28 protein-coding genes are annotated in these 26,000 nt (G+C 61.5%); 13 read left to right on the plus strand and 15 right to left on the minus strand.

Annotation, left to right across the window (positions count from 1 at the left end; all coding sequences use genetic code 11):
• Positions 1-4: 4 nt before the first annotated feature.
• Positions 5-1,591, minus strand: a complete 1,587-nt coding sequence (locus ACST81_RS06260) for a caspase family protein (RefSeq protein ID WP_438751977.1) — start codon at positions 1,589-1,591, stop codon at positions 5-7.
• 219 nt (positions 1,592-1,810) lie between these two features.
• Complete coding sequence (locus ACST81_RS06265) at positions 1,811-2,092, minus strand: BolA family protein (RefSeq protein WP_438751978.1); 282 nt, start codon at positions 2,090-2,092, stop codon at positions 1,811-1,813.
• Positions 2,093-2,245: 153 nt separating this feature from the next.
• Between ACST81_RS06265 and ACST81_RS06270 the strand changes: the two genes are divergently transcribed.
• The 4 genes from ACST81_RS06270 to ACST81_RS06285 all read left to right on the plus strand — a co-directional run bounded on the left by ACST81_RS06270 (position 2,246) and on the right by ACST81_RS06285 (position 6,999).
• Entirely contained in the window at positions 2,246-2,881 is a 636-nt protein-coding gene (locus tag ACST81_RS06270) for a J domain-containing protein (RefSeq protein ID WP_438753405.1), read from the plus strand.
• 89 nt (positions 2,882-2,970) lie between these two features.
• Positions 2,971-3,966 (plus strand): cobaltochelatase subunit CobS, encoded by a 996-nt coding sequence (cobS, locus tag ACST81_RS06275; protein WP_438753406.1) that lies wholly within the window; start codon positions 2,971-2,973, stop codon positions 3,964-3,966.
• A 3-nt stretch (positions 3,967-3,969) separates the two neighbouring features.
• The gene (gene cobT, locus ACST81_RS06280) at positions 3,970-5,874 is read left to right on the plus strand and encodes a cobaltochelatase subunit CobT (RefSeq protein ID WP_438751979.1); all 1,905 of its coding nucleotides are present in this window, start codon (positions 3,970-3,972) and stop codon (positions 5,872-5,874) included.
• Positions 5,875-6,027: 153 nt separating this feature from the next.
• Positions 6,028-6,999: an esterase-like activity of phytase family protein gene (locus ACST81_RS06285; RefSeq protein WP_438753407.1), complete on the plus strand. Its 972-nt coding sequence runs from the start codon at positions 6,028-6,030 to the stop codon at positions 6,997-6,999.
• Positions 7,000-7,221: 222 nt separating this feature from the next.
• On the opposite strand, the gene ACST81_RS06290 is transcribed toward ACST81_RS06285, so the two are convergent.
• Positions 7,222-7,860 (minus strand): queuosine precursor transporter, encoded by a 639-nt coding sequence (locus ACST81_RS06290; protein WP_438751980.1) that lies wholly within the window; start codon positions 7,858-7,860, stop codon positions 7,222-7,224.
• Positions 7,861-8,021: 161 nt separating this feature from the next.
• Positions 8,022-8,321: a 50S ribosomal protein L28 gene (gene rpmB / locus ACST81_RS06295; RefSeq protein ID WP_438751981.1), complete on the minus strand. Its 300-nt coding sequence runs from the start codon at positions 8,319-8,321 to the stop codon at positions 8,022-8,024.
• A 354-nt stretch (positions 8,322-8,675) separates the two neighbouring features.
• Between rpmB and ACST81_RS06300 the strand changes: the two genes are divergently transcribed.
• Together ACST81_RS06300 and yddG are read left to right on the plus strand one after the other, a co-directional pair.
• A complete protein-coding gene (locus tag ACST81_RS06300) occupies positions 8,676-9,452 on the plus strand; it encodes a DUF3108 domain-containing protein (RefSeq protein WP_438751982.1) in 777 nt (258 codons plus the stop codon).
• A gap of 28 nt (positions 9,453-9,480) precedes the next feature.
• Positions 9,481-10,371 (plus strand): aromatic amino acid exporter YddG, encoded by an 891-nt coding sequence (gene yddG / locus ACST81_RS06305; protein WP_438751983.1) that lies wholly within the window; start codon positions 9,481-9,483, stop codon positions 10,369-10,371.
• Positions 10,372-10,373: 2 nt separating this feature from the next.
• On the opposite strand, the gene ACST81_RS06310 is transcribed toward yddG, so the two are convergent.
• Positions 10,374-10,814: a cupin domain-containing protein gene (locus ACST81_RS06310; RefSeq protein WP_438751984.1), complete on the minus strand. Its 441-nt coding sequence runs from the start codon at positions 10,812-10,814 to the stop codon at positions 10,374-10,376.
• Positions 10,814-11,584 (minus strand): hydroxyacylglutathione hydrolase, encoded by a 771-nt coding sequence (gene gloB / locus ACST81_RS06315; protein WP_438751985.1) that lies wholly within the window; start codon positions 11,582-11,584, stop codon positions 10,814-10,816. Before gloB ends, ACST81_RS06310 begins: the two co-directional genes overlap by 1 nt.
• Before the next feature lie 90 nt (positions 11,585-11,674).
• Here gloB and ACST81_RS06320 point away from each other — a divergent pair, with 90 nt between their 5' ends.
• The 3 genes from ACST81_RS06320 (at position 11,675) to ACST81_RS06330 (ending at position 14,568) form a co-directional block, all read left to right on the plus strand.
• A complete protein-coding gene (locus ACST81_RS06320; protein ID WP_438753408.1) occupies positions 11,675-12,445 on the plus strand; it encodes a class I SAM-dependent methyltransferase in 771 nt (256 codons plus the stop codon).
• A 78-nt stretch (positions 12,446-12,523) separates the two neighbouring features.
• Positions 12,524-13,630, plus strand: coding sequence for a histidinol-phosphate transaminase (gene hisC, locus ACST81_RS06325; protein WP_438751986.1), 1,107 nt, complete (start codon positions 12,524-12,526; stop codon positions 13,628-13,630).
• A gap of 14 nt (positions 13,631-13,644) precedes the next feature.
• Positions 13,645-14,568 carry a prephenate/arogenate dehydrogenase family protein gene (locus tag ACST81_RS06330; protein ID WP_438751987.1) on the plus strand — a complete coding sequence of 308 codons (924 nt, stop codon included), beginning with the start codon at positions 13,645-13,647 and terminating at the stop codon, positions 14,566-14,568.
• A 21-nt stretch (positions 14,569-14,589) separates the two neighbouring features.
• Here the strand turns inward: ACST81_RS06330 and ACST81_RS06335 are convergent, their stop codons facing one another.
• From ACST81_RS06335 to ACST81_RS06345, 3 genes are read right to left on the minus strand one after another with little or no spacing between them, the layout of a single operon-like run.
• Positions 14,590-14,880 carry a type II toxin-antitoxin system RelE/ParE family toxin gene (locus tag ACST81_RS06335; protein ID WP_438751988.1) on the minus strand — a complete coding sequence of 97 codons (291 nt, stop codon included), beginning with the start codon at positions 14,878-14,880 and terminating at the stop codon, positions 14,590-14,592.
• Positions 14,877-15,125: a CopG family ribbon-helix-helix protein gene (locus ACST81_RS06340; RefSeq protein WP_438753409.1), complete on the minus strand. Its 249-nt coding sequence runs from the start codon at positions 15,123-15,125 to the stop codon at positions 14,877-14,879. The genes ACST81_RS06335 and ACST81_RS06340 overlap by 4 nt, the downstream gene beginning before the upstream one ends.
• A gap of 59 nt (positions 15,126-15,184) precedes the next feature.
• Positions 15,185-16,225 (minus strand): DUF2125 domain-containing protein, encoded by a 1,041-nt coding sequence (locus ACST81_RS06345; protein WP_438751989.1) that lies wholly within the window; start codon positions 16,223-16,225, stop codon positions 15,185-15,187.
• 189 nt (positions 16,226-16,414) lie between these two features.
• On the opposite strand from ACST81_RS06345, the gene ACST81_RS06350 reads away from it, so the two are divergent.
• Positions 16,415-16,960 carry a gamma-glutamylcyclotransferase gene (locus ACST81_RS06350; protein WP_438751990.1) on the plus strand — a complete coding sequence of 182 codons (546 nt, stop codon included), beginning with the start codon at positions 16,415-16,417 and terminating at the stop codon, positions 16,958-16,960.
• On the opposite strand, the gene ACST81_RS06355 is transcribed toward ACST81_RS06350, so the two are convergent.
• From ACST81_RS06355 to ftsE, 4 genes are all read right to left on the minus strand, one after another.
• A complete protein-coding gene (locus tag ACST81_RS06355; RefSeq protein ID WP_438751991.1) occupies positions 16,951-17,736 on the minus strand; it encodes a lysophospholipid acyltransferase family protein in 786 nt (261 codons plus the stop codon). The two genes, ACST81_RS06350 and ACST81_RS06355, sit on opposite strands and share 10 nt — an antisense overlap.
• Positions 17,737-17,839: 103 nt before the next feature.
• Positions 17,840-18,517: a YdcF family protein gene (locus ACST81_RS06360; RefSeq protein ID WP_438751992.1), complete on the minus strand. Its 678-nt coding sequence runs from the start codon at positions 18,515-18,517 to the stop codon at positions 17,840-17,842.
• 91 nt (positions 18,518-18,608) lie between these two features.
• A complete protein-coding gene (locus tag ACST81_RS06365) occupies positions 18,609-19,619 on the minus strand; it encodes a cell division protein FtsX (protein ID WP_438751993.1) in 1,011 nt (336 codons plus the stop codon).
• On the minus strand, positions 19,612-20,271 hold the full coding sequence (gene ftsE, locus ACST81_RS06370; protein ID WP_082546812.1) for a cell division ATP-binding protein FtsE: 660 nt from the start codon (positions 20,269-20,271) through the stop codon (positions 19,612-19,614). The genes ACST81_RS06365 and ftsE overlap by 8 nt, the downstream gene beginning before the upstream one ends.
• Before the next feature lie 275 nt (positions 20,272-20,546).
• On the opposite strand from ftsE, the gene ACST81_RS06375 reads away from it, so the two are divergent.
• The 3 genes from ACST81_RS06375 (at position 20,547) to ACST81_RS06385 (ending at position 22,379) form a co-directional block, all read left to right on the plus strand.
• Complete coding sequence (locus tag ACST81_RS06375; protein ID WP_438751994.1) at positions 20,547-21,218, plus strand: hypothetical protein; 672 nt, start codon at positions 20,547-20,549, stop codon at positions 21,216-21,218.
• A gap of 67 nt (positions 21,219-21,285) precedes the next feature.
• On the plus strand, positions 21,286-21,828 hold the full coding sequence (gene hpt / locus ACST81_RS06380; protein WP_438751995.1) for a hypoxanthine phosphoribosyltransferase: 543 nt from the start codon (positions 21,286-21,288) through the stop codon (positions 21,826-21,828).
• A 191-nt stretch (positions 21,829-22,019) separates the two neighbouring features.
• Positions 22,020-22,379: a response regulator gene (locus ACST81_RS06385; protein ID WP_438753412.1), complete on the plus strand. Its 360-nt coding sequence runs from the start codon at positions 22,020-22,022 to the stop codon at positions 22,377-22,379.
• 48 nt (positions 22,380-22,427) lie between these two features.
• On the opposite strand, the gene ACST81_RS06390 is transcribed toward ACST81_RS06385, so the two are convergent.
• Both ACST81_RS06390 and ACST81_RS06395 read right to left on the minus strand, forming a co-directional pair.
• Positions 22,428-23,186, minus strand: a complete 759-nt coding sequence (locus tag ACST81_RS06390; protein WP_438751996.1) for a hypothetical protein — start codon at positions 23,184-23,186, stop codon at positions 22,428-22,430.
• Between the two features lie 103 nt (positions 23,187-23,289).
• Positions 23,290-25,935 carry a TIGR02302 family protein gene (locus ACST81_RS06395; RefSeq protein WP_438751997.1) on the minus strand — a complete coding sequence of 882 codons (2,646 nt, stop codon included), beginning with the start codon at positions 25,933-25,935 and terminating at the stop codon, positions 23,290-23,292.
• Between the last annotated feature and the right edge of the window lie 65 nt (positions 25,936-26,000).

The raw sequence follows: 26,000 nt of genomic DNA on the forward strand, positions 1-26,000 counted from the left end.
GTGTTCAGCGGCTGCCGATAATGCCGCCCAGCGCCCCGCCGAGCAGGCCGCCGGCGAAGGCCGCGCCGGCCGGGTCCATGCCTCCGCCATTGTTGCGGCGCTCGACCCGGCCCTCCAGAACCGCACCGTCGTTGTTCTGGTAGCGTTTCTTGTTCTGGCTGGCCGCTTTCTGGCGGACCTGGGCCTTGCGCAGGGACGCTGCAAGAGCGGCGGCCTTGTCGGCTTCGTACTGCGCCCTGATCTGCGGCATCAACGGATCCGTCTGGACGACGAGGAAAAGATGCTGCTGCTGCGTCAGGTAGGAGGTTTCGATCAGACCGTTCTGTTTCTGCCAGGCGGTGATCGCGAGACGGGATTTCGCCCCGAGCGCGCCATCGGCGCCGCCGGTGACATGGCCAAGCGCGCCCAGCCGCAGCTGAAGGTCGATCCGGCCTTCCTTGTCGAGATCAAGAGTCATTTCCGTTTCCGGTGTGCCGAGGCTTGTCTTGACATCATCCGGCATCGCGACCGCGGTGCGGACCTGCGAGGCCGAGGCCGTCGCTTCGCCGACCGGGGCAATCGAAGCGACTTCCGTCGTTGCCTCGGTCTTCAACTGGTCGAGATTGAGCTTGGCGAGCGTGGCGAAGTTGCCGCTCGGATATTGCTGCAGGTAAAGCTCGTAATGCGCCACGGTGTTGCGCTTGGATGCTTCTTCCCAGAGCTTCTGTTCCACCGTCCAGTTGACGTTGTTGGTGTCGGTCGCGGCGACTTCCGCCGTCGGCTTGACGATGTTCTGCTCGATGGCGATGCCGCGATCCGTCGCGTCGCCGCCGATAAAGACTTCACGGGAGAGCGAGGCATTGTGCCAGGGATGCTGGGTGCCGCCGGTCGCCTCGGAGACGTCCGCCCTTACCCTGGTCAGTGCGCTCTGGATTTCGAGGCCCGGCGTTGTCAGGTGCTTGGCAAGCGCCGTCGTGTAGGGGCTGTTGACGCCCTTGCCGTCCAGCGCCACGGCGCCGGGATCGGTGGAATAGGCGATCAGCAGGCCGCCGGAATTCGATGTCTGTCCGTTTGTCTGGACCGGCGCCAGGCCGCCTGTCGCGCCTGAGCGGCTGGCCGGCAGAGCCTTGGCCAGCGAGCGGGCCAGCGGATTGTCGCGGCAGGCATCGAGAATGACGATGCTGACGGCCGGATCCGGCGGCAGGGCTGAGAGCAGCTTGTCGACCTGGATGGTGCGGGTCTTCAACTGTGCCGCCGTTTCGAGCTGCCCATCGATCGGCACGATATAATTCTGTCCATCGACCTGAAGGCCGTGCCCGGCATAGTAAATGACGGCAATCTCGGCGTCATAGGCCGCTTCCGTGAACTGGTCGACCAGATTGGCCATGCCGTTCTTGTCGAGGTCCTCGCCCTCGATCACGGTGAAGCCCGCCGTGCGGAATGTCTCCGCCATCAGCTTGGCATCGTTCTTCGGATTGGGCAGTTCGACTGCGTGCTGATAAGCACTGTTGCCCATAACCAGCGCGACTTTCTTGGGCGTCGCTGCCGATGCCTGATTGAATGATAGAAACGTGGTGATCAACACCGCGACGAGCCCAAACCTCCTGAGCATATCCCTGACCTCAAAAAAGCAAGGCGGCCTGACAACCCGTGGTCGGCTGCGCCTTAAAAAATGAAAATGTTCTGTATGTCTAAATATTCGACGGATCGCGAGACCCGATTATTCTCCACCCGACACAATTGTAGTTGCAGGCGTGAAAACCGTCAATTCTGCAAAGCGCCAAATACTGCTTGGTTTAGTCTGTCAGTGGCAAATGATTAGCACTGTTGTTCACCAGCGGGTTGTTTCCCCGGGAACAGCCGGCTCGACAGCCAGCGCATGCAGTCCTTCGTCGAATTCGGCCTTCAGGAGATCGTTGATGGCCCGGTGGCGGGCAACGCGGCCCATGCCGATAAAGGCGCTGGAAACGATGCGTATCCGCATATGGGTTTCGCCGGTGCCATTCATGTCGGGATGGTGCCCGGCATGCAGATGGCTTTCATTGATGACAACGAGACGTTCGGGGGAAAAGGCCGCGTTGAGTTTTGTTTCGATACGGCTTTGAAGCGACATGTTTTGGCCCCGTTTGTCTGGCTTTTCCGTGAAGCTCGATCTGAGACTGAAGACCCGCCTCCGCACGGCTTTTTGCGCGGTGCAAAATTGCCCCACAAAGCCTGCAACATTCCGATTTGTCAATTCTTGTTGTGGCGGCTGCCACGCCCCATAATTAGCGCCATGAAACTTGATTCAAAATATTTCGACGGGATCCGGACGCGCCGCAAGGTGAGCCAGAAACCCGAGCCGATGGCACCCAAATGCCAGTGGGACGGGTGCGAGGAGAATGCCGTCCATCGCGCGCCGGTGGGCCGTAACGCGGAAAATGAATTCTTCATGTTCTGCTTCGAGCACGTTAAGGAATACAACAAGGGCTACAACTACTTTTCGGGGCTTTCCGACACGGAGATCGCGCGTTACCAGAAGGAAGCGATCACCGGCCATCGTCCGACCTGGACGGTGGGTGTCAACAAGAATGCCAAGAATGCGCCGCAGCAGTCGCAGCAGCGCTCCGGTTCCGCCGGCGCCCAGGCCCGCATGCGCGACCCCTTCGGCTTTGTCGAGCAGGCACGCGCCCGCAGCTCCCGGCAGGAGCCCCGGTTGCGCAAGCTGAAGACGCTGGAAGCCAAGGCCTTCGAGACGCTCGGCCTGCATGCCAACGCGACGCCCGCCGACGTGAAGTCGGCCTACAAGGAGCTTGTAAAAAAGCATCATCCGGATGCAAATGGCGGAGACAGGGGATCGGAAGAGCGTTTTCGCGCCGTGATCCAGGCATATCAATTGTTAAAACAGGCTGGCTTCTGCTAGGAACCCGTTTTATTACGGTCACACATTTATAAAGGCATAGACGGGATGCCCGCCGCCAGGCGCAAGAGGGCTTCCGTGCTGGAGACATGATGAGCAAGGTAGACCTCGATATTTCCAACCTCCCCGATACGACAGTTTCCGTCCGCGACGTCTTCGGGATCGATACCGATCTGCGCGTGCCGGCCTATTCCAAGGCCGATGCCTATGTGCCGGATCTCGACCCGGATTATCTCTTCGACCGCGAAACGACGCTCGCCATTCTCGCCGGTTTTGCCCATAACCGCCGCGTCATGGTGTCGGGCTATCACGGCACCGGCAAATCGACCCATATCGAACAGGTCGCGGCGCGTCTCAACTGGCCTTGCGTGCGCGTCAACCTCGACAGCCATGTCAGCCGTATCGACCTCGTCGGCAAGGACGCCATCGTCGTCAAGGACGGCATGCAGGTGACCGAATTCAAGGACGGCATCCTGCCCTGGGCCTACCAGCACAATGTCGCGCTCGTCTTCGACGAATACGATGCCGGCCGGCCGGACGTGATGTTCGTCATCCAGCGCGTGCTGGAAGCCTCCGGCCGCCTGACGCTGCTCGACCAGAGCCGCGTTATCCGCCCGCACCCGGCTTTCCGTCTGTTTGCAACGGCCAACACCGTCGGCCTTGGCGATACGACCGGCCTCTATCACGGCACCCAGCAGATCAACCAGGCGCAGATGGACCGCTGGTCGATCGTCACGACGCTGAACTACCTGCCGCACGACAACGAAGTCGATATCGTCGCTGCCAAGGTCAAGGGTTTCACCCAGGCGCGTGGCCGCGACACCGTGTCGAAGATGGTCCGCGTTGCTGATCTCACTCGTGCCGCCTTCATCAACGGCGACCTGTCGACGGTCATGAGCCCGCGCACGGTCATCACCTGGGCCGAAAACGCCCATATCTTCGGTGATATCGCCTTCGCTTTCCGGGTCACCTTCCTCAACAAGTGCGACGAACTCGAGCGGGCTTTGGTGGCGGAACACTATCAGCGCGCCTTCGGTGTCGAGCTGAAGGAAAGTGCCGCCAATATCGTGCTCGAAGCCACGGCCTGATCCATGGCAGGCCGGGGCGACAATTCGAAAGCAAGGCCTGCGGGGATCGTCGATGTCGAACCGTTCCGCCGGGCGCTGACCGGCTGCATCCGCTCGATCGCCGGTGATTCCGAAATCGAGGTGACCTTCGCCAACGAGCGTCCGGGCCTGACCGGCGAGCGCATGCGGCTGCCGGAAATCTCCAAGCGCCCAACGCGCCACGAGCTTTCGGTGACCCGTGGGCTCGGCGATTCGATGGCGCTGCGCAAGGCCTGCCACGATGCCCGCATTCACGCCACCATGTCGCCGCAGGGCGCCGAGGCGCGGGTGATGTTCGACGCGGTCGAGCAGGCGCGCGTGGAAGCTGTCGGCTCGCTACGGATGAGCGGCGTGGCCGATAACCTGAATTCGATGCTGCACGACAAATATGCGCGGGCGAATTTCGGCAATATCGACCGGCAATCGGATGCTCCGCTCGAAGAAGCGCTCGCGCTCATCGTGCGCGAGAAGCTGACCGGCCAGAAGCCGCCGGCATCGGCCGGCAAGGTTCTCGATCTCTGGCGCGATTTCATTGAGGACAAAGCCGCCAAGGACATGCAGAACCTGTCGGCTGCCGTCAACGACCAGCAGGCCTTCGCCCGCGTCGTGCGCGACATGCTGACGTCGATGGAAGTCGCCGAGAAGTACGGCGATGACGAGGTCGAGCCTGACGATCAGGAGAGCCAGACCGACGAAGACCAGCCGCGCAGCCAGGAAGAGGAAGAAAACAGCTCCGACGAAGATGCTGGTGCTGACGCTGCCCCCGCCGACGAGAACGAATCGGCGCAGGAGCAGATGGAAGAGGGCGAGATGGATGGCGCCGAGATTTCCGAAGAGGAAATGTCGGATGACGGCGAGGACGACAGTGAGACGCCCGGGGAGGTCAAGCGGCCGCATCATCCCTTCGACGATTTCAACGAAAAGGTCGATTACGGTGTCTTCACCGAGGAGTTCGACGAGACCATCACGGCGGAAGAGCTTTGCGACGAGGTCGAACTCGACCGCCTGCGGGCCTTCCTCGACAAGCAACTGGCCCATCTGCAGGGCGCCGTCGGCCGCCTTGCCAACCGGCTGCAGCGCCGGCTGATGGCGCAGCAGAACCGCTCGTGGGAATTCGACCTGGAAGAGGGCTATCTCGATTCGGCGCGCCTGACGCGCATGATCATCGATCCGATGCAGCCGCTCTCCTTCAAGCGCGAGAAGGACACGAACTTCCGCGATACGGTCGTGACGCTTTTGATCGACAATTCCGGCTCGATGCGCGGGCGTCCGATCACGGTCGCTGCCACCTGCGCCGATATTCTGGCGCGCACGCTGGAGCGGTGCGGCGTCAAGGTCGAGATCCTCGGCTTCACCACCAAAGCGTGGAAGGGTGGGCAGGCGCGCGAGCGCTGGCTTGCCAGCGGCAAGCCGCAGACGCCGGGCCGTCTGAACGACCTGCGCCACATCATCTACAAGTCGGCCGACGCCCCTTGGCGCCGGGCGCGCCGCAATCTCGGTCTGATGATGCGCGAAGGCCTGCTTAAGGAAAACATCGATGGCGAGGCGCTGATCTGGGCGCACAACCGCCTGCTCGGTCGCTCCGAGCAGCGGCGAATCCTGATGATGATCTCGGACGGCGCGCCGGTCGATGATTCGACGCTGTCGGTCAATCCGGGCAATTATCTGGAGCGCCACCTGCGCGCCGTCATCGAGCAGATCGAGACGAAGTCGCCGGTCGAACTCCTGGCCATCGGTATCGGTCACGACGTCACGCGCTACTACCGCCGCGCCGTGACAATCGTTGACGCCGACGAACTGGCAGGTGCCATGACCGAGCAACTGGCCTCGTTGTTCGACGATGCGGGTTCACGACGGGGTGCTGCCTCCGCGCGGCGGCGTGCCGGCTGAAGGGTTTCCTGAACGGGGCGGCGATGCCTGCCCCGATTCGGCTTTGATAGTGTTATTTCCCTTTTCCGGAAGCGGCTTTCTGCCGTTCCATCCACACCCGGTCCGCCGGAAGGAATGTGTTTGAAAGCGACCCCGATTCTCGCCTCCGTCCTGATGTTACTCTGGGCATCCCTGCCGGCCACGGCCGCATCGCCAGCGCATCAGGAAATCGCTCCAGTGAAGAGCCGCCAGATCGAGACCTTCAAGTTCTCGTCTCAACAGAAGCGGTTCGGAAAGCTGGAATTCATCGGCGGCATCGAGATGTCGTCGAGCAATCCGCTGCTCGGCGCGATTTCCTCGATCCGCTTCCGGCCGGACCGGAAGTCCTTCCTTGCCGTCATGGACACGGGACATTGGGTTGAAGGCGCCGTCGAGCGCGATGCAAAGGGACGCCTGTCCGGCGTCACCGACCTGACGATCACCTCGATGATCGACCACAAGGGCCGCTCGGAACAGGTCAAGGAGCGGATGGACTGCGAAGGCCTGGCACTGCGCGACGGGCAGGTGCTGGCATCATACGAGCGGAATCATCGCGTCGATGTCTATCCCGATCCCGGCTTTGCACAGTCGAAACCGCTGGGCACATTGCCGATCCTCATTCCGCCGAAAGAATTGCGCAGTAATCGCGGACTTGAGACCATTGCCGTCTCGCCGAAGGATAGCCCGCTGGCTGGCGGCGTTGTGGTCGTGTCGGAGTTGAGCTTCGACAAGGCGGACCATATCCTTGCTGCCGTTCTCGACGGTCCGCGCAAGGGCACGTTCAGCGTCAAGCAGACCGATCCCTTCGCGATCACCGATGGGGCGTTTCTGCCGAATGGCGACCTGCTGCTGCTGGAGCGCCGGTTCTCGTTCGCCGAGGGCATCGGCATGCAGATCCGTCGCTTCAAGGGCGACGATATCAAGCCGGGTGCGGTCGTCGACGGCGATGTGCTTGTTAATACCGACATGGGCTACCAGATCGACAATATGGAAGGTCTTGACGTCGTTGTTCAGCCGAACGGCGACATCCACGTCATCGTCGTGTCCGACGACAACCACTCGATCCTCGAGCGCAATCTGATGCTGGAATTCAAGCTGGTGGAGTGATGAGGCTTATTGGGGATAATTCGGAGCAAGCTTGCCCCCCCCTCTGTCACTCCGTGACATCTCCCCCACAAGGGGGGAGATTGGCCGAAACCTCACGGGTCCCCTTAATGAGAGGATCTCGGCAGCTTTTTAAGGGAAAAGAACAATCTCCCCACCTGTGGGGGAGATGTCAGCGCAGCTGACAGAGGGGGGCGAACTTGCTCTGTCCCCCAAAGGCTCTACTCAAGCGCTGGCCTTCACACCCGGCATCGGACGGACAACACTCATCAATGCGCCATAGGGCAGCAGCATCACCAGGCCGACGATGATCTTGACGCCGAGGTCGCCAAGCGCCCAGGAAATCCAGCGCGGGGCTTCCGTCGCCATGACGCCGAAGATCGGCGCATTTTCCAGCGCAAAACCGTCATTCGGGCCGAAGAAAACGAAGAACGGCGCGAAGGCGAAGGAGAAGAAGATCAGCGTATCGAGACCCGAACCGAACAGCGAGCCGATCAGAGGCGCGCGCCACCAACTCTGGGTGCGCAGCTTGTTGAACACCGAGATATCGAGGAACTGGCCAAGCAGGAAGGCCGAGCCGGAGGCAATCGCGATGCGCGGCGTGGCGACGAGCACCGACAGGACAATCGCGACGGCGAAGCCGGCGATCACGACCTTGCGGGCGGTGCGCGGGCCGAACTGACGATTGGTGAGATCGGTCACCAGAAAGGCGATGGGATAGCTGAAGGCGCCCCAGGTCAGAAGATCACCCAACTGCATGCCGGCGATCGAGCCGGGCAGGGGGTACTGCACGAGGACATTGGAAGCGACGACCACGAGGGTCATCAGCGCGACATAGAGAAGGAAGGTACGGTTCGTCAGCATTTTTTTATCCTGGGGTATGCCACCAGTTGGAGGGATCGGGTTCGCGGTCTGTGCATCAAGGCACGGCAATGTCCGCGAACGGTTTTATTATAGGCACACGAGAAAAAGGCCTGCCGGTTGCCCAGGCAAGCCTTTCAAATCGTTCTTCGCAAGCCCGCTGATTAAGCGGCGACTGCGGCTTCTGCCGTCTTCTTGACGATCTGGCGACGCAGCAGGCGGGCGCGCATCGACAGTTCGACTTCGTTGGCCTTGATCAGGAATGCGTCGAGGCCACCGCGATGTTCGACGGAGCGCAGGGCAGCAGCCGAAACGCGCAGGCGGTAACGCTGGCCGAGCACGTCGGAGATCAACGTAACCTGGCACAGGTTCGGAAGGAACTTGCGCTTGGTCTTGTTGTTTGCGTGGCTCACATTGTTGCCCGACTGGACGCCCTTGCCGGTCAATTCACAACTACGGGACATGATGCACCTATTTTTTCTTTTCGCCTTCGGTCCATGCGTTGGCGGGCCATCAAGCCCAGGCCGCATTCCGTTGGCCATGATTGGAAAGTTGCGGTTCTATAGTCAGCGAGAGCCGCGCAGTCAAGCCAAACCTTCATTTTCCGGGAAAACTCTTGGATGCCACGGCGTTCGCAGAGCTTGATATGCCGATTGTTTCGATTTCACCGCCGCCTATACATCTTGAGCGCAAGCAATTCCACTTTGTTTCACATTGGTTTAAGGCTTGTGGCAAAAGCGGGCCGCAAGGCGCAGAAATGCCGCAAACCCGCCGTATCGCTGGCTTTCGTTTGGACGAATTGAAAAGGGCATTCCGGAATGAACCTGCGCATCGGTGTCTCGGCGCTTCTGGCTTTTGCGGTGGCAACGTTTTCCACAGGCGTGGCCGATGCCGTCGAGGTCACGCACAATACGGACTACAGCATTGCTCTCGCCGGCCTGCCGATCGCCAAGGCGTCGTTCCATACCGAGCTGAAGGCCAATCGCTACACAATATCCGGCACGATGAATTCGGCCGGGCTTGCGGATCTCTTTGCCGAAACCTCCGGCCAGACGTCGGTTTCCGGAACCGTCGGCCGCGACCGGCTGAGCGCGTCAGAATACAAGGTCCGGTACCGGACCGGCAAGAAGGGCCGCGACATCGACGTGCAGTTCCGCAATGGTGACGTGACCTCTGCCTCGATGAAGCCGGCGCGCAAGATTCCGAAGAACTGGGTCCCGGTGACCAAGGCCGACATGCGCAATGTCGTCGATCCGCTGTCGGGGTTGATCTTCCCGGCGGATACCCGCGTCTGCCCGAAAAGCGTACCGATCTTCGACGGCGAATCGCGCATGGACCTGAAACTGTCCGCCAAGGGCACCAAGCCGTTCAAGACCGAAGGGTTCCAGGGCGATGTCATCGTCTGCGGCATCAAGTTCGTGCCGAAATCCGGCTATCGCAAGGGCCGGGACGACGTCGATTACCTGCGCAAGCTGGAAACGATGGAGATCTGGTTTGCCAAGGCCGAGTCGGTCAACGTATATGCTCCGGTCTATGTTCGGATTCCGACCAGCTACGGTGCCGTCACCATCTGGGCGACTCGGTTCGGCAGTTGAAGGTCCGCCAAGGCCGGGGGGCAGGGGAATGAATGTCAAGGCAACGCTGATCGGCTTTTCGGCGATCCTCATGTGGTCGCTGCTGGCGTTTTTGACGGCAGCTTCGGGCACCATGCCGCCCTTCCAGCTTTCGGCCATCTGTTTCTCCATCGGCAGCCTTCCCGGCATTGTCGTGCTTTTGCTGAAGCCGGAACGGCTGGTCCTGCTCAGGCAGCCCGCCAAGGTCTGGATCGTCGGCATTGCCGGCCTGTTCGGCTACCACTTTCTGTATTTCACAGCCCTTCGAAATGCGCCGGCCGTCGAGGCCGGGCTGATCGCCTATCTCTGGCCGTTGCTGATCGTCGTCGGCTCGGCGCTGCTGCCGGGCGAGCGGCTGCGCTGGTATCACCTTGCCGGTGCCGTCCTCGGTCTTGCCGGTACGGTCCTGATCGTCGCCCACAATGGTGTTGCGTTCGATAATGCCTATGCGCTGGGTTATGGTGCGGCGCTTGCCTGCGCTTTTACCTGGTCGGGCTATTCCCTGCTGACCCGCAGGTTCGATGCCGTTTCGACCGATGTCGTCACCGGCTTTTGCCTGGCGACGGCCATTCTCTCCTTCTTCTGTCATCTCGGCCTTGAGACGACCGTCTGGCCGGAGACGGCGACGCAGTGGATCGCTGTTGCCGGGCTTGGCCTGCTGCCGGTCGGTGCGGCCTTCTATGCCTGGGATTTCGGGGTCAAGAACGGCAATATCCAGTTGCTCGGGGTAGCGAGCTACGCCGCGCCAGTGCTCTCGACCCTCATCCTGATCGCCTTCGGCTTTGCCGAACCATCCTGGCGCATCGCGCTCGCCTGCCTGTTCGTCACAGGCGGCGCGGTGCTCGCCGCAAAGGATGTCATCTTCCGCAACCGTTCCGACGCTGCACAGGCTGCGGAATAGACTCAAGTCTCCGGCGGCTGCCAGTCGGCTGGCGCCATCTCGAAGGCGGAGAAGTCAAAGCCGGGCGAAACGGTGCAACCGACTAGCGTCCAGTCTCCGAGCGACATCGCCGATTGCCACCAATTTGCCGGCACGATGGCCTGGGGTCGCTCGCCTGAAGGAATGTCCGGCCCGAGCGTGACAGTCGTGGCCGGTTTGCCGTCTTCGGCGATGCTCAGCGTCAGCGGTGCGCCGGCATAGAAGTGCCAGACCTCGACGGCGTCGCGGACCCGGTGCCAGTGCGAACGTTCGCCCCGCTCCAGCAAATAGTAGATCGCCGTGGAATGACCATGTGGGCCGCCGGCCTCGTCCTTGAAGGTCTGGATGTACCAGCCGCCTTCCGGATGCCGTTCCATTTGCAGCGAGTCGATAATGGCTTGCGCCGTGCCGGGCAGAGCGGCCATCAGAAATTGTCCTTGCGCTTGCGGATCTCGGCAAAGACCTCCGGGTCGGTCGCGCCCTGCATGCCCAGATGTTTGCGGATGCCGGTATCCTGCGCCCGCAGGAAGGGGTTGGTACGCTTCTCGATGCCCAGCGTCGTCGGCGCGGTAAAGCCGCCCTTGGCGCGCGTCGCCTCGATCTCTGTGGCCCGGCTCTTCAGGGCCTCGTTGTCGGGATCGACCGTGACGGCGAAGCGAGCGTTCGACAGCGTATATTCATGGCCAAAATAAACCGTCGTATCGTCCGGCAGGGCCATCAGCTTTGTCAGGGAAGCCCACATCTGTGCCGGCGTGCCCTCGAACAGCCGGCCGCAACCGAGCGCGAACAGCGTGTCGGCGGAAAACAGCAGCTTGTCGTCGGGGAAGTGGAAGCAGATATGGCCGGCGGTGTGGCCCGGCGTCTCGTAGACATGCACCTTGTGGCCGGCGAATTCGAAGTCACCGCCGTCGCCGATCGTCATGTCAAGGCCGGGAATCTTGGCAGCCTCGTTTTCCGGCCCGATGATCGTCGCCTCGAACCGGGTCTTCAGTGCCAGGTTGGCCTCGACGTGGTCCTGGTGGTGATGGGTCGTCAGGATATGGGTCAGCGTCCAGCCGCGCCGCTTCAGCGCATCGAGGATCGGCTGTTCCTCCGGCGCGTCGATCGAGGCGGTGGCGCCGCTGTCGGGATCATGGATGAGCACGCCAAAATTGTCGGTGCGACATGAAAACAGTTCGATTTCGAGATTGGTCATGACGGGAGTTCCTGCGGCGGACGGGTCGGTTATCGCGAATGTAGTGACCGCCGTCTTGAAGTCCACCCGTTCGAGGCTAACATGATGGGCATGCACGCAGATATCGTCGATCTTCGCCAGTTCTATCATTCCCGCCTCGGGCGCTTTGCCGAACAGTCGATCAGCATGGCGCTGTCGTCGCTCTGGGCGCGGTTGCCGGAGGAGCGGCTGGTGGGCCTCGGTTATGCCGTGCCGTATCTCGATCGTTTCCGGGCCGATACCGAGCGGACCTTCGCCTTCATGCCGGCGGGGCAGGGGGCGGTGAACTGGCCGGTGGCGGAACTCTCCTCTACAGCGCTGATCTTCGACGAGGAACTGCCGCTGCCCGATTCGTCGGTCGACCGGGTGCTGATGGTGCATTCGCTGGAATTCGCCGAAAACCCGCGCGAGACGATGAAGGAGCTTTGGCGGGTGCTGGCGCCCGGTGGCCGGCTCGTCATCGTCGTGCCGAACCGGCGTGGCGTCTGGGCGCGCATGGAACATACGCCCTTCGGTTCCGGACGGCCCTATTCGCGCGGGCAGTTGACGGCGCTGTTGCGCGAGACCAATTTCACGCCCGGCGCCTCCGCCGACGCCCTGTTCTTCCCACCCTCGAAACTCAAAATGATCCTCAAGCTGCGCCGCGCCTTCGAGCGGGTCGGTCGCTCGCTCTGGCCGATGTTCTCCGGCGTCATCATCGTCGAGGCGCAGAAGCGGCTCTATCAGGGCCTGCCGGTCGCCGCCCGCGCCTCGCGCCGCGTCTTTGTTCCGGTGCTGGCGCCGCAGGGTGTGCCGACGACGCGCGAGAAGCCGCTGAGGCCAGCACATCGAATCGATTTGTGACGCCGGGTCACACTCGACAAAAACCGTCATCACCGGTATTGGCAGAGCGTCATTTTCCCGCCGTTGAAAGCTGATCCCATGAGCGCAGACCTGCAGAACCCCATGCCACGCCCCGGTATCCTCGATATTGCCGCTTACGTGCCGGGCAAGGAGCATGCGCCGGGTGTCGCCAAGGTTTACAAGCTCTCGTCCAACGAGACGCCGCTGGGGCCGAGCCCGAAGGCGATCGAAGCTTTCCAGAAGGCCGCCGCCAAGCTGGAAATCTATCCGGACGGCCAGGCGATCGAACTGCGCGAGGCAATCGCCTCCGTCTATGGCCTGAACACCGCCAATCTGATGTGCGGCAACGGTTCCGACGAGCTTCTGGGGTTGCTCTGCCACGTCTATCTTGCGCCTGGCGATGAAGCCATCATCACCGAGCACGGCTTCCTCGTCTACAAGATCCAGATCATGGGCGCCGGCGCGACGCCGGTCACCGTCCCGGAAACCGATTGCCACGTGACGGTCGACGCCATCCTCGCCGCCGTGACGCCGAAGACCAAGATGGTCTTTCTCGCCAATCCCGGCAATCCGACCGGTACCTATGTTCCGGTTGATGAAGTGCGTCGCCTGCAGGCCGGCTTGCCGAAGAATGTCATCTTGGTTCTCGATGCGGCCTATGCGGAATATGTCCGCCGCAACGATTACGAAGCCGGCCTTGAACTTGTCTCGTCCAACCAGAATGTCGTGATGACCCGGACGTTTTCGAAGATCCACGGGCTCGCGGCGCTTCGGATCGGCTGGATGTACGCGCCGCTCGCGATCATCGATGCGCTGAACCGTGTGCGCGGTCCCTTCAATATGAACGCACCGGCAATTGCCGCTGGTGCCGCCGCCATCCGCGATCAGGCTTTTGCCGCCGCCGCCGTCGAGCACAACCTGCTGTGGCTCGGCAAGGTCACCGGCGCCCTGTCGTCGGTCGGCCTGCGTGTCACGCCGTCGGTCGCCAATTTCGTGCTGATCCATTTTCCCGATATCGATGGCAAGCGGGCGCCGGATGCCGATGAATTCCTCACCAGCCGCGGCTATATCCTGCGCGCCGTGCGGGGCTACGGCCTGCCGAATGCGCTGCGCATGACGATCGGCTCGGCCGAGGCCAATGAGGGCGTGATCGCCGCGCTAACCCAGTTCATGGGCCAACCTTGATGTCAGGACGCGTGATGGCAAAACAGTTTGAAACCATCGCGCTGATCGGCATCGGCCTGATCGGCTCCTCGATCGCGCGCGAGATCAAGGACAAGGGGCTTGCCGCTTCGGTGACCATCTCGACGCGCAGCGAGGCGACGTTGCAGCGGGCGCGGGAACTCAACCTCGGCGACCGTTACACGACATCGGCGTCCGATGCCGTCAAGGATGCGGATCTGGTGATCGTCTCCGTGCCCGTCGGCGCCTCCGGTGCCGTTGCCGCCGAGATCGCCGCCAGCCTGAAGCCCGGCGCCATCGTCACCGATGTCGGCTCGACCAAGGGCTCGGTCATCGCCCAGATGAAGCCGCATATGCCGCAAGGCGTTCATTTCATTCCCGGCCATCCGATCGCCGGCACCGAATATTCCGGCCCGGATGCCGGCTTCATCGGCCTGTTCAAGGGCCGCTGGTGCATCCTGACGCCGTTGCCGGACACCGACGAGACGGCCAAGGTCAGACTGCGCACCTTCTGGGAGACGCTGGGCTCGATGGTCGATGACATGGATCCCGAGCATCACGACAAGGTGCTGGCGATCGTCTCGCATTTGCCGCACATCATCGCCTACAACATCGTCGGTACCGCCGATGATTTGGAAGCGGTGACCGAATCCGAAGTCATCAAATATTCCGCCTCGGGTTTTCGCGATTTCACCCGTCTGGCGGCCTCCGACCCGACCATGTGGCGCGATGTCTGCCTGCACAACAAGGACGCGATCCTCGAAATGCTGTCGCGTTTTTCCGAAGATCTTGCCTATCTGCAGCGTGCGATCCGCTGGGGCGACGGCGACAAACTGTTCGACCTCTTCACCCGCACCCGCGCCATTCGGAGGTCGATCGTGCAGGCGGGTCAAGATACCGACATGGCCGATTTCGGGCGGCATGCGATGGACCAGAAGTAGGGGCAGGCTGTTTGTCCGCCTTCAAAGTTTCGTGGGCCACTTCTGCGAAGCATGCATAACGGTCAGGATGTCGATGGTTGGTCCGACCCGATAAGGTATGATGTAGGGAATATCGGATAGCACCAGTTCACGGGTGCCCGGGATGCGGCCCTCTCGCCCCATGGCAGGAAGTTCGCTGAGTCGATCGACGGCCGATACGATCCGGGCCACGACTCGGGCGGCGGCGTCCGGGTTCTCGTGTTCGATATAGGAACCGATCTCATCAAGGCGCCTGACCGCGCGAACTGTCCAACGAACGCGCAGTTCGCTCATGATTGAGGTGCGGACTTTACGTATTTTCCAATGACACGGGCAATATCGGCGTGGCTTGCGAATTCGCCACGATCAGCCTCTGCCAGACCGGCCTCGATTTCCGCGAGTTGCCATTCTTCGCGCGACACATAGTCCTTGATCGCCTGCGCGGCCATGTACGAGCGGGAGCGGTCAAGTTTTTCGGCCAATTGGTCGAGCTTGGTTGCCACGTCCTCTGCAACGCGGACCGTAAATGCAGCCATGATTGCACCTCCTTGGTTCATGGTGATTATTCGTGAACCAAGAAGGTTCGTCAATGTTTCGGTCACAACTGCGGCAACACCCCGATCGGAAAAAACGCCAGAAACGCCACGCCGTCGCGCACGTTGAGCTTCACCGTCGCCTCGTTCTTGCCGTCGGCCAGGGCAGTCAGCATGTTGGCGATGTTGTTGATCATCGCGGTACCGTCCTTGTCGGTGAAGGCCTTAATCAGATTTTGCCGCCAGCCCTCGATATTCTTCATGGTGACGCTGAACTCGCCGGAAATCAGGCCCTGATCATCGACACTGAACGGACCGGAGGCGGTGGTGACCATGCCGTTGCCGAGGTCGAGCGTCAGGGCGCGCATCTCGCCCTTGGCTCCATGCAGGGCGCCGGGCTGCAGGCCGCCGGCATTCATCAGGGCCGCGCGGCCGACAAATGTCAGGTCGGCGCTGGCGTTGAGCGCAGGCAGAAGGCTCGGGCCGCCGTCGATTTTCGTGTCAAAGCCATCGATACTGGCCGCCGCGTCGAGATCGTCGCCGTTCTGACGCAGATGCAATTCGCCATGATCGGCGGTGAAGGCAAGCCGGTGCGTGTCGCCGGGAATGGCATCTTCTTCGAGCGCGGGTAGTACGGCGGTGCCAGCCAGCGTGTCATAGGTGAGCGAGGTGCGATCGAAGCCCGACAGTGTCGCCTGCAGACTGGCATGCAGCAGGTCCCAGTCGGCCGAAAACGAGATGCCGGGTGAGAAACGGACTTCCGCCGGTCCGTCGAGTTCAATGACGGCATGGCCCGGCCGGTAGACCTGGGCGGCCGAGCGCAACGCACCGAAGGTCGCGGATGCGCCGCGCGCGGTGTCGTCGACCCGAACCTTGTCGCAGAACAGGCCGATACGGAACGGGAAGCCGCGAATGTCCATGTCCGTGCATTCGACCGTACGGGCCGCACTGCCCTGGCTCAGATAGGTGGCGAGCCGGCTTTCGATGCGGTTGGCGGCAAAGAACCAGAGGCCGGTATAGAGCAGGATGAACAGGAGGATGCCGATGCCCAGCCGTCTGATCTTTCTGCTTCCGGTCGTGGGGGCGGCGAGATCCGTGGCCGTCATGAAATGCTCCAGCTGTCATTGTCTCTGACGCTGCGGCACCAGGACTGGGTCTGAAAAATCCGGGCGATCCGGCAGTCGGCCGTCAGGAATTCGATTCCGAATCCGAGGCTTCTGCGCTAGAAAGCTCAAGAGTGCGTATGAGCCGCTCCATGTGTCCTTCATTTGCGGCGCATGGATGGCGGGATGTGAATGGCAGTGGATATGGACGATTTTTGGGTCTTTGGCTACGGTTCGCTGATGTGGAATCCCGGCTTTGCCTTCGAAGACAAGATGATGGCAAGGACGTTTGGCTACCGGCGCTCGCTCTGCGTCCGCTCCTGGGTGCATCGGGGAACGCAGGAACGGCCGGGCCTGGTTCTGGGTCTCGATCGAGGCGGTTCCTGCCGCGGCATGGCCTTCAAGGTTTCCGTCCGGGACAGGGATGCCGTCGTGGATTATCTGCGTGAACGCGAACTGGTGACGCACGTCTACAAGGAACGGACCATGCCCGTCGTGCTGGCGGATGGCCGCCGCGTATCGGCGCTCGCCTACATCATCGACCGTGCCCATGCGCAATATGCCGGCCTGTTGAGCCCCGAGGAAGCGGCAGCGACAGTCTTGGTTTCCCATGGCAAATCGGGCGCCAACACGGATTACGTCATCAACACGGTCGCCCACCTGAAGGAGATGGGCATCAGCGATCCCTGGCTGGAAGCGGTCGTGGCGAAGATCGGAGCCGCTGATCCTCAGGCCTGAACACCCAGCTCCTTGAGCCGTGCTATGGCCGTCGGCGGCAGCGGCAGGTGCGGATTGGCCTTTACCGTTTCCACCAGCAACTGGTCGCTGGCGCTTTCCATCACCTCAACCAGCGTCTTCAGGAAGAGATCGGGATCGAGACCTGGCGCGATCGGCGGCAGGATCTGCACCTTGAAATGGCCGGGATAGCGCAGGAATTTGCGGCGTGGCCAGAACAGGCCCGGATGCATCACCACGGGCACCACCGGCATGCTGAGATCCCGGTAGAGCCGGGCGATGCCGTACTTGTATTCCGGCGGCGCGCCCGGCGGACGGCGCGTACCTTCCGGATAGATGATCAGCTGGCGGCCGGTTGCCATCTCATCCCGGGTGCGCTGCATGACCGCCGCCATCACCTTGCCGCGGGCGCCGCGATCGACGGGCACCATGCGTTGTTTCTGCACATACCAGCCGAACAGCGGGATCCAGACCAGTTCGCGCTTCAGGATGAAGAAGGGATCGGACAACCAGGGCAGCAGCGCATAGACATCCCAGAACGACTGGTGTTTGGGCGCGAAGATGTAGCCGCCCTGGGGGATGTTCTCCAGTCCCTCGATCTCGAACGTCGTGCCGACGATTACCCTGAACAGCCAGTGATTGCTGCGCGCCCAGTTCTTCGGAACGAACCATGATGTCTTGCGGGGAACGAGAAAATAGAACGGCGTCATCACGATCATCTGAAGGATCAGATTGATGTAGAACACGATGTTGAACAGGACGGAACGCAGGATGATCATCAGCGGGCTTTCGCAGCGAAACAGGTCATCCGTGCCCTACACGAATATTCCGAAGGAAAACAGTCTGGCGGCCAAGATTGCAGCCCAACCGTCCCAGAATGTATCAGCTCTTTTCGGTTCGCAGCCCGCTTGCCGTATGCGCCCCCAGGGCGTCGCGCACGGTCGCGATCGTCAGCTTCAGATATTCCGACAGGATGGTCTTCAGTACCATCGGGTTGCGCAGCCAGTTGGTGCTCTTCAGGTCGGAGTTGACGACGGGATAGGCGATGAAATCGATGCTCGGATTGGCGCGGCGCAGTTCCAGCAGGCTGCGCGGCATATGATAATTGTTGGTGACGACCAGGATGCTCCTGTAGCCGTTGTCACGGATCCAGTTGGCCGTTTCGTTGGCATTGCCGATCGTGTCGATCGCGTCGTAACCGATATCGACACAGCATTTGAAGAGATCGGCCGAGCTCTGGGTGTTGCGGCGGATCTGGCCGCCGGTGGTCGATGGGTGAACGCCGGAGATCAGCAGACGCTTGCCGGCGCCGGTCTTCAACAGATCGACGGCCTGGTCGATCCGCTGGAAGCCGCCCGTCAGCACGACGATCGCATCGGCCTTGGGATTGGCGGGCGGCTGCAGCGAGGCGACCGTGTCGGCGAAATAGAGGAAGCCGGCGGCCGCGCATCCTGTAACGAGAAGCAGGACATAGAAGGTCAGCCGCACGAGCCGGCGGCGAAAGCTGATGTGCCTTCGCGTTCGGGTGCCCCGCTGCCGCATGTCACCGTTTTCGGTCATTCCTGCTCCGGATGCTTTGCCAGCCAATCTGATTCCTGGATAGAATCAGATTGCGGCAAGGGGTGGGTGCAAGGCAAAGCAATCATGGCCGTCAGCTCTGGTTGCCGTCGATGCGGGCCGGATCAGAGCGGATCAGGTCGATCTCGTAAATCGTCCGCATGACCGTGAACCGCGCCGTCAGCGTTGTCAGGAGCGCGATGACGACCATGATGGCGGCGATACCGAGATAGCCGGTATAGCCGATGGTGAAACTGCCGAACATCGCCGTGGTCTGGTCGCTCTCCGGCGTCGCCAGCGAGCGCGACTGCCAGAAGCTCGCCACAGCGAAGCAGAGCGCGGCCAGAATGCCGCCGGCGCCGGCGCCCTTGAGACTGATCTTCAGGAAATGGTTCTGGAATTCGGAAGCGACGAAACCCGCCTCGGCGCCAACGAAATGCAGGACCTCGACGATATGGCGATTGCCCGACAGCGTGCCGCGCGTGGCGAAGACGACGGTCAGCACCATCGCTGAAAAGACGAGGACAAGCACGCCGGTGCCGATCAGCGCCGTCGTGTGCGCCATGGCAACCAATCGATCGACCCATGTCCGGTGGTCATCGAGATAGGCCTGCGGGATCGCCTCCGTCAGCGCCTTGCGCATGGCGGTGAAATCCGGCGGGCTCTGCTCGTCGATGGTGATGATGACCAGGCGGGGCACCGGCAGGTCGTCGAGATCGAGGCCTTCGCCAAGCCATGGTTCCAGGAGGCGAGAGGTGGCGGCCTTGTCGACGATCGTGCCGTCCGTGGTGCCGTCGAAGGTCAGCGCCAGGTCGCGCGCGTCGGCGAGCGCCTTTTCCATGTCGAGCTTTTCGTCGGGCTTGATCTGGATGGTGATCTCGCGGGAAATCTGGCTTTGCCAGCTCTGCGCCGTCGCGCGCACCATGCTGACCGCGCCGAGCGTCAGGCAGGCGAGGAAGGCCATGATGGCGATGACCAGCATCAGCGCATTGCCGGAGACATTGCCGGGCGGCACGATCGGCGCGGTCGGGCGCACGCGCAGCGCCGTTTTGCGCTCTTGTGGCGCTGGTGGCTGCGATCGGTCGGTGAGGCGTGCTTCACTCATAGATATCGAGCCGCCCTTGCGAAAGGATCATGCGGCGCGCCTCGACCTGATCCATCAGCGACAGATCATGGGTGGCGATAACGACGGCGGTGCCGAGCCGGTTGAGCTCCAGGAACAGATTGAGCAGACGGCGCGCCATCGGCGGATCGACATTGCCGGTCGGCTCGTCGGCGAGCAGGATTTCCGGTCGGTCGATGAGGGCGCGGGCGATCGCGGCGCGTTGCTTCTCACCGCCCGACAATACCGGCGGCAGGACGTTGATGCGCTCGCCGAGCCCGACCCAGCCGAGCAGTTCGAGCACGTCGGCGCGATAGGAGGATTCGTCCTTGCCGCGCACGCGCAGCGGCAGCGCGACATTCTCGTAGGTCGTCAGGTGATCGAGCAGGCGGAAATCCTGGAAAACGATACCGACCCGGCGGCGCAGCATCGGGAATTCATCGCGCGGAATGGTCGAGATGTTGCGGTCGAACATGCGGATCAGGCCGCGCGTCGGCTGCAGCGACAGGAACAGCAGGCGCAGCAGCGTCGTCTTGCCGGCGCCCGATGGGCCGGTCAGGAACTGGAACGATTTCTTGGGAATGTCGAAGGTCAGGTCCCGGAGAATTTCCGGACCCATTCCATAACGCAATCCGACATTTTCAAAATGAATCAACGGCTAAGTCCAGCTTCTCGTCAGGCGTGCCTGCCACGCGTTCGCGGCGGGTTGATGGCCGTGCCGCGCGACGCAGCGCAGCACCGCTGTTACAGCGTCAACATGGTTAAACAGTGGTTAATTTTCCATGAAAACACGCCGGTCCGCGAGCGCCATTTTCGAAGCATTAACCATTTAGGTTTACGTCTGGGAAAGGTTTGTTTCAATGCCCGAATCTAGCCTTCGAGGCTCACGGGGATTCTGGCGCGGCCGATGCGGCTGCGAGAGGAGAGACCATGAACGCTTCCCGGTCCAGCGGTGCCGCCCGCCAGATGGATTTCCTGCCGCCGGAACGCCCGGCGCGCTCGGCTCCCGCCGCATCCAGGACCCGCGCCGTCGAGATCATCGACGCGGAGTTCGAAACCGTTGCCGTCAACACCCGGCGCGGACCCTATCCGGTCTTCAACGACAACAGCAGGGCAGGGCTGCGCGCGGACCTTCGGTCCACAGCGGTCCCCGAGGGGGGCGTTTTCTCCCGCAGCCTCAATCGCTTCGAGCGCCTGCTGCAGGCGGCGTCGCCAAAGGCCTTTGCTGTGCTCGTCACCTGCCTCTGCGCCCCGGTCTTCCTCTTGGCGCTCGGACTGCCTCAGCCGAAGCCCGCGGTTGCCTCGTCGCCGGCGCTATCGATCAACAGCATCACCACGGCGCTCAACGATGCCAATGGCATGAAAATCCTCTCGGTCTATGGCGCCGTGGAAAACAACACCAATGCGCCCAAGGCCGTGCCGACGATCCTTGTCGATGTCATCGCCAACGGCCATCGCAAGACCGCCAGCCGAATCGAATCCGGAGTGTCGGTTCTGGCTCCGGGCGAAAGCCGTCCATTTTCCACGCGCCTCTTACACACAGGTGGAAAACTGCCGCAGGTGGCGGTTTCCTTCGGTGGAACGGGTGATTCGACGCCCTGACTGTGCTAAGCGGCTAGGCTCCGGAGGCATCAAACGCAGTCTCCCCTGAAATTCGTGGAGACATCCCATGCCCGTCGTTCGTGGAAAAAATATCGATCCGCTCTATTCCGCCGAAGTCATTTCGGAGCGTAACATCGCCATGGCGGAAGAGATCGCCAAGGGTCCGCTCAACGACCTCCTGGTCATCGCGGTGCTCAAGGGCTCGTTCATCTTCGCCGCCGACCTGATCCGCGCCATGCATACCGTTGGCCTTGCACCGGAGGTCGAGTTCATCACGCTCTCGAGCTATGGTACCGGCACCGTCTCGCAGGGCGTCAAGATCATCAAGGATATCGACAGCGACGTGCATGGACGCGATGTCCTCTTGATCGACGATATCCTCGAATCCGGCCGCACCCTGCGTTTTGCCAAGGAACTGATGCTGGAGCGTGGCGCCAAATCGGTGACCATCGCTGTCCTTCTCGACAAGAAGGTCAAGCGCCAGACCGATCTCGAAGCGGATTATGTCGGTTTCGAATGCCCGGATTATTTCGTCGTCGGCTATGGCATGGATGTCGCCTATGCCTTCCGCGAACTGCCCTTTGTCGGCATCGTCACCGGCGACGCCTGATCGCCCTGTTCCGGAATGGCACGATTTGGACGCTGTCGGGCTGTGGACAGCGTCTGATCTCGCCATTCGCGTTTACGGAATACAAAGGATCGTCTGGTGTTTTGGGGCCTGCAGCGGTCGTGCTGTGAGTCGGCGACGGACGCTTTGAATGGCGCTTTCCCGGCGGAGGTGTTGCCGAACAGGAGGCCATGATGGCGAAGATCCTGATTACCGAAGATGAAGATAGTCTGCGCCGCTTCGTGGCCCGCGCCCTCCAACTGGACGGCCACCAGACCGTCGAGGCCGCCGACGGCGCCGAAGGCCTCGCCGCCCTTCAGGACGAAACCTTCGACCTGCTTCTCTCTGACATTCGCATGCCCGTCATGGACGGCATCGAACTCGCCCTCCAGGCCTCCGACGCTTTTCCGGCACTCAAAATCCTGCTGATGACGGGATACGCCGAACAACGCGAACGCGCCGACAACCTGACCGGCAAGGTCATCGATGTGGTGTCGAAGCCCTTTACGTTGCCGGATATTCGGAAAGCGGTTGCGGTGGCGCTGGCGGCTTGAGCGACCATTTCCGCCGGTGTAGCCAAGGGCCTTTCAAATCAGAAGTAATCAAATTTCAGTCGTTGTCGAGTCCCAAAACCGTGCGGCTACAGCTTCTTCAATCTTCTTAAAAAGAGGCTCACCCTCCACTTTAAGCTTATCTGCTGCGTCCCTCATGCGCGGATAAACGTCATGTTCCAAGTTAATTTGGTGTTCAATCACGGCTGAATGGATAAGGTCTATCATCTTAGCGAAGTCGTTTCTAAGCGATGGCTGTACAAAGATGCCGTTTTTGTTCAATCCACTGATGGCTTCTCTAAGCTTGTCAATGACGTCCGAATATCGATAAAGCTCCAGAATTCTGGTGTAGACTTTTTGTTTATCACTGGCGTTTTTCACGTCCCTTTTTTGGGCCTCAGAAAATTTTGTACCATTTAGAAATTCATCAAGTCTCTCATCGTCCATGAGATCGACATTAGCATATTGCTGAAATGCTGCGAGATATCCTCCGGCCCAACTCTTTGCATCGACAAGCTTTGCCCAAATGTCTGGCAGCAACTCAAACTCACGATCATGTAGTCGTTTTGTTCGATCAAAAACGCCGTTTATGCGGTGACGTAAACGCTCCAATTCGCGTGTTTGTTCGGACTTGTAAGCTTCCAATTGCTCAGAAAATTTTTGAGTTATCCACTTTTCTCCAAGAAATTTGAAGATTCCATATGCAGATCCGATAACAACAGCAATGGATAAACCAGCAGCGCCCAAGATTGCGAATATAGACTTTACCCAGTCCAATACTGCCCAAAAATTTTCCCAATAAGGTTCCACCAGTTCTCCCACCTAACGGCTTGTATGCCATTAGGTGGGTATCGGAGCAAAATTTGCAATACTCCGGTGGTCAACCCCCTCTTCGAATATTTTCCGTCACCCCTCACCTGATATCCAGCAACCGCTCCAGATACTGCTTCTCCGTTTCCGGCGACGTATTCGTGCCAAGACGTCTTCGGATTTCGTCAAGAATCTCTCGCGCCCGTTGGGTGTCGATCTCGTCGGGCACCTTGACCTGGTCGCCGAAATCGGGGCCGGCGTTCTGCTGGCGGCGGCCGAGGGGGTCGCGGCCGTTCTGGCCGTATTGCGGCACGCCCTGGCCCTGGCCGGGGCCTTGTCCCTGGCTCTGCATCTGCTGCATCATGTCCTGCGCGCCGTCGCGCAGCGCCTGCAGCGCGCGGCCCTGGCTGCCGACAGCCTGTTCGCCCTGGCCCTTGCCGAGCGCGCCGGCGGCGCCCTTCATTTCGCGGCCGGCCTCGCCAAAGCCCTTGCCGGGCTTGATGCCCATGCCTTCCAGCCCCTTTTGCAGGTCGCCGAGCTGCTTGCCAAGCTGCTCCTGCTGGGCCTGCATGTCCTTCAGCGCCTGTTTCAGCTCCTCGGCGGTCATGTTGTCCATCGGGTTCTGCTGGGCATTCTCGTCGCGCTGCTGGCCCGGCTCCTGCGGCATCTCCTGGTCGAACAGTTGCTGATCCTCTCCATCGAGCGGATCGCCGCGCTGCATCCGGTCGCGCAGGGCCTGGTCATATTTGAACGTCTCGTCCATCAGCCGCTGCTGCTCCTGCATCAGCTGGCCGAGCTTGTCCATCTGCTTGCGCATCTCGCTGTTTTCCTGGCCCTGTTGCTGTTGCTGTTGCTGCTGCATGCGGCCGGCCTGGAGATTGTTCATCATGCGCTGCATTTCAGACAGCAGCTGGCGCGCCTGATCTTTGGCGCCGGATTTCGCCAGGTTCTCGATCTGGTTCATCATCTTTTCCAGATCCTGCTGGCGCATAACGTTGTTCTGGTTCGGATTGGCCGCCATTTGCGGGTTCTTTGCCGCCTGCTTGGCCAGCGCCTCCATGTATTCCTTCATGGCGTCGCGCAGTTCCTGCATCAGCTTGGCGATCTCCTCGTCGGAGGCGCCTTTTTCCAGCGCTTCCGAGAGCTTCTGCTGGGCGTCGCGCAGACGCTTGTCGGCCAGCGCCATGTCGCCGTCCTCGATGCCGAGCGCGATTTCCCAGAGATATCCAGCCGTATCGCGCAGCATGTCGTCATTGCGCGACAGCGCCATGCGGGCGCGGGCGGATTGCAGCAGCAGGAAATGGGTGAGGTTGGGGATCGTTTCGTCCGGGCGCACCATCAGCGCATCGTTGAGCTCGATCGCACGCGGCAGGTCCTTGGCGTTCAGCGCAAATACCTGCCGCTGCTCGGCGACCGCGCCGGCCAGCGGCTCGAAGAAGGGGCGGGCGGGCAGGATCATGTCCTGCGGTACGCTGCGGCCCTCCTGCCCGGCGGCATCGCGGGCAACGAGCGTGACGCGCACGCGCTTGCCGGAAAGCGGATGTTCCGAGAGATTGCGGCTGGTCAGGCCCTTGGCCTCGCGGGCGTTGCGCTTGGGCAGGTCGAGACGATAGTCCGGCAACGGATAGAGCGGTCGCGCGTCGGCCGTAGGCTTGTCCAGCGGCGTGATCTCGGCCCAGGCATCCTGAATGCCGTAATCGTCCTTCGCCGAGAAGCCGATTTCCAGCGCTGCGGCCACGGTCGTGCGCGGCAGGCCGTCGAAGGCGATGTCCGGCACGCTGTCGGGAATGACCGTGAAAGCCCATGTTTCACCCGCGACGGAGAGCGTGCCGTCCTTGGTGATCTTCAGCAGATGGGTTTCGCTGCCGGGCTTGGCGGGGTCGGCAGTTGCTGGCTGTACCGCAGCTTTCTCGACAGTGCCGTCCTTCGGTTTCTGACCCTGCGCCGCGATCAAGAGCGGCTCGACCGCGCCATCTTCCAGATAAGTCACCGGCGTATCCTCGCCGCTGCTGGTGATGCGAACCGTCAGTTCGCTGAACTGCGGAATGCGCAGCGGCTCCGTGCTGGCGGCGACTGGTTCCGCGCCTTGCCGGCCGGTCAGGAAGACCGGGGCCCGGCCGGTATAGGCAGGCGGCGTCACCCAGGCATCGATGCGGGTGTCAGGCGTCGTGGCCACCGGTTGCGGCGGATGGAAGACATCCGAGATCATCCCGGCCTTGTTGGAATAGGAATAGGCGAAGGCGAGGCAGGCCAGAAGCACCGGGACAGCGCGCAGGCCATGGCGGTCGCTGCGGGCGATATCGGGGCGAGGAGGGCCCGCCTCCAGTGTGCCGATCAGCCGCGCCATGCGCGTTTGATGTTCCTGCCACAGGGCTTTGCCGAAGGCGCCACTGGTGGCGGGTTCGTCGTCCTGCACGCGGATCGCCTGATGCGGCAGGTTGTTGCGCTCCTCCAGCATCCGGTCAGCTTCCGATATGCCGGGCACGCGGACACGCAACAGGGGAACGAGCAGGACGAAGAACGCGGCGGCGAAGGCAACGAGGGCGGCGATGTGCAGCCAGGTCGGCGCAATCCGGAAGAAGCCGAACCATGCGGCGGAGACGAAGAGGAGGGCGGTGACGAGCAGCGGCAGCGCCCGGGGCACGGCGCGCTCGATCACCAGCACGATGCGGGCAAGCGTCCGCTTGATCGCAAGGCTTCCTGCAAAACCAGCCGCTTCTTTCGAAGCCTCGCGCCGGATTTCCGTCATCCGTTCCCTTTCAGCATTTCATAGGCTGTAAAGGATAACACTCTTTGTGGCGAAGACGAGGGCGA

Origin of the sequence: Pararhizobium sp. O133 (assembly GCF_051669845.1) — a bacterium.
Taxonomy (GTDB): Bacteria; Pseudomonadota; Alphaproteobacteria; order Rhizobiales; family Rhizobiaceae; genus Pararhizobium.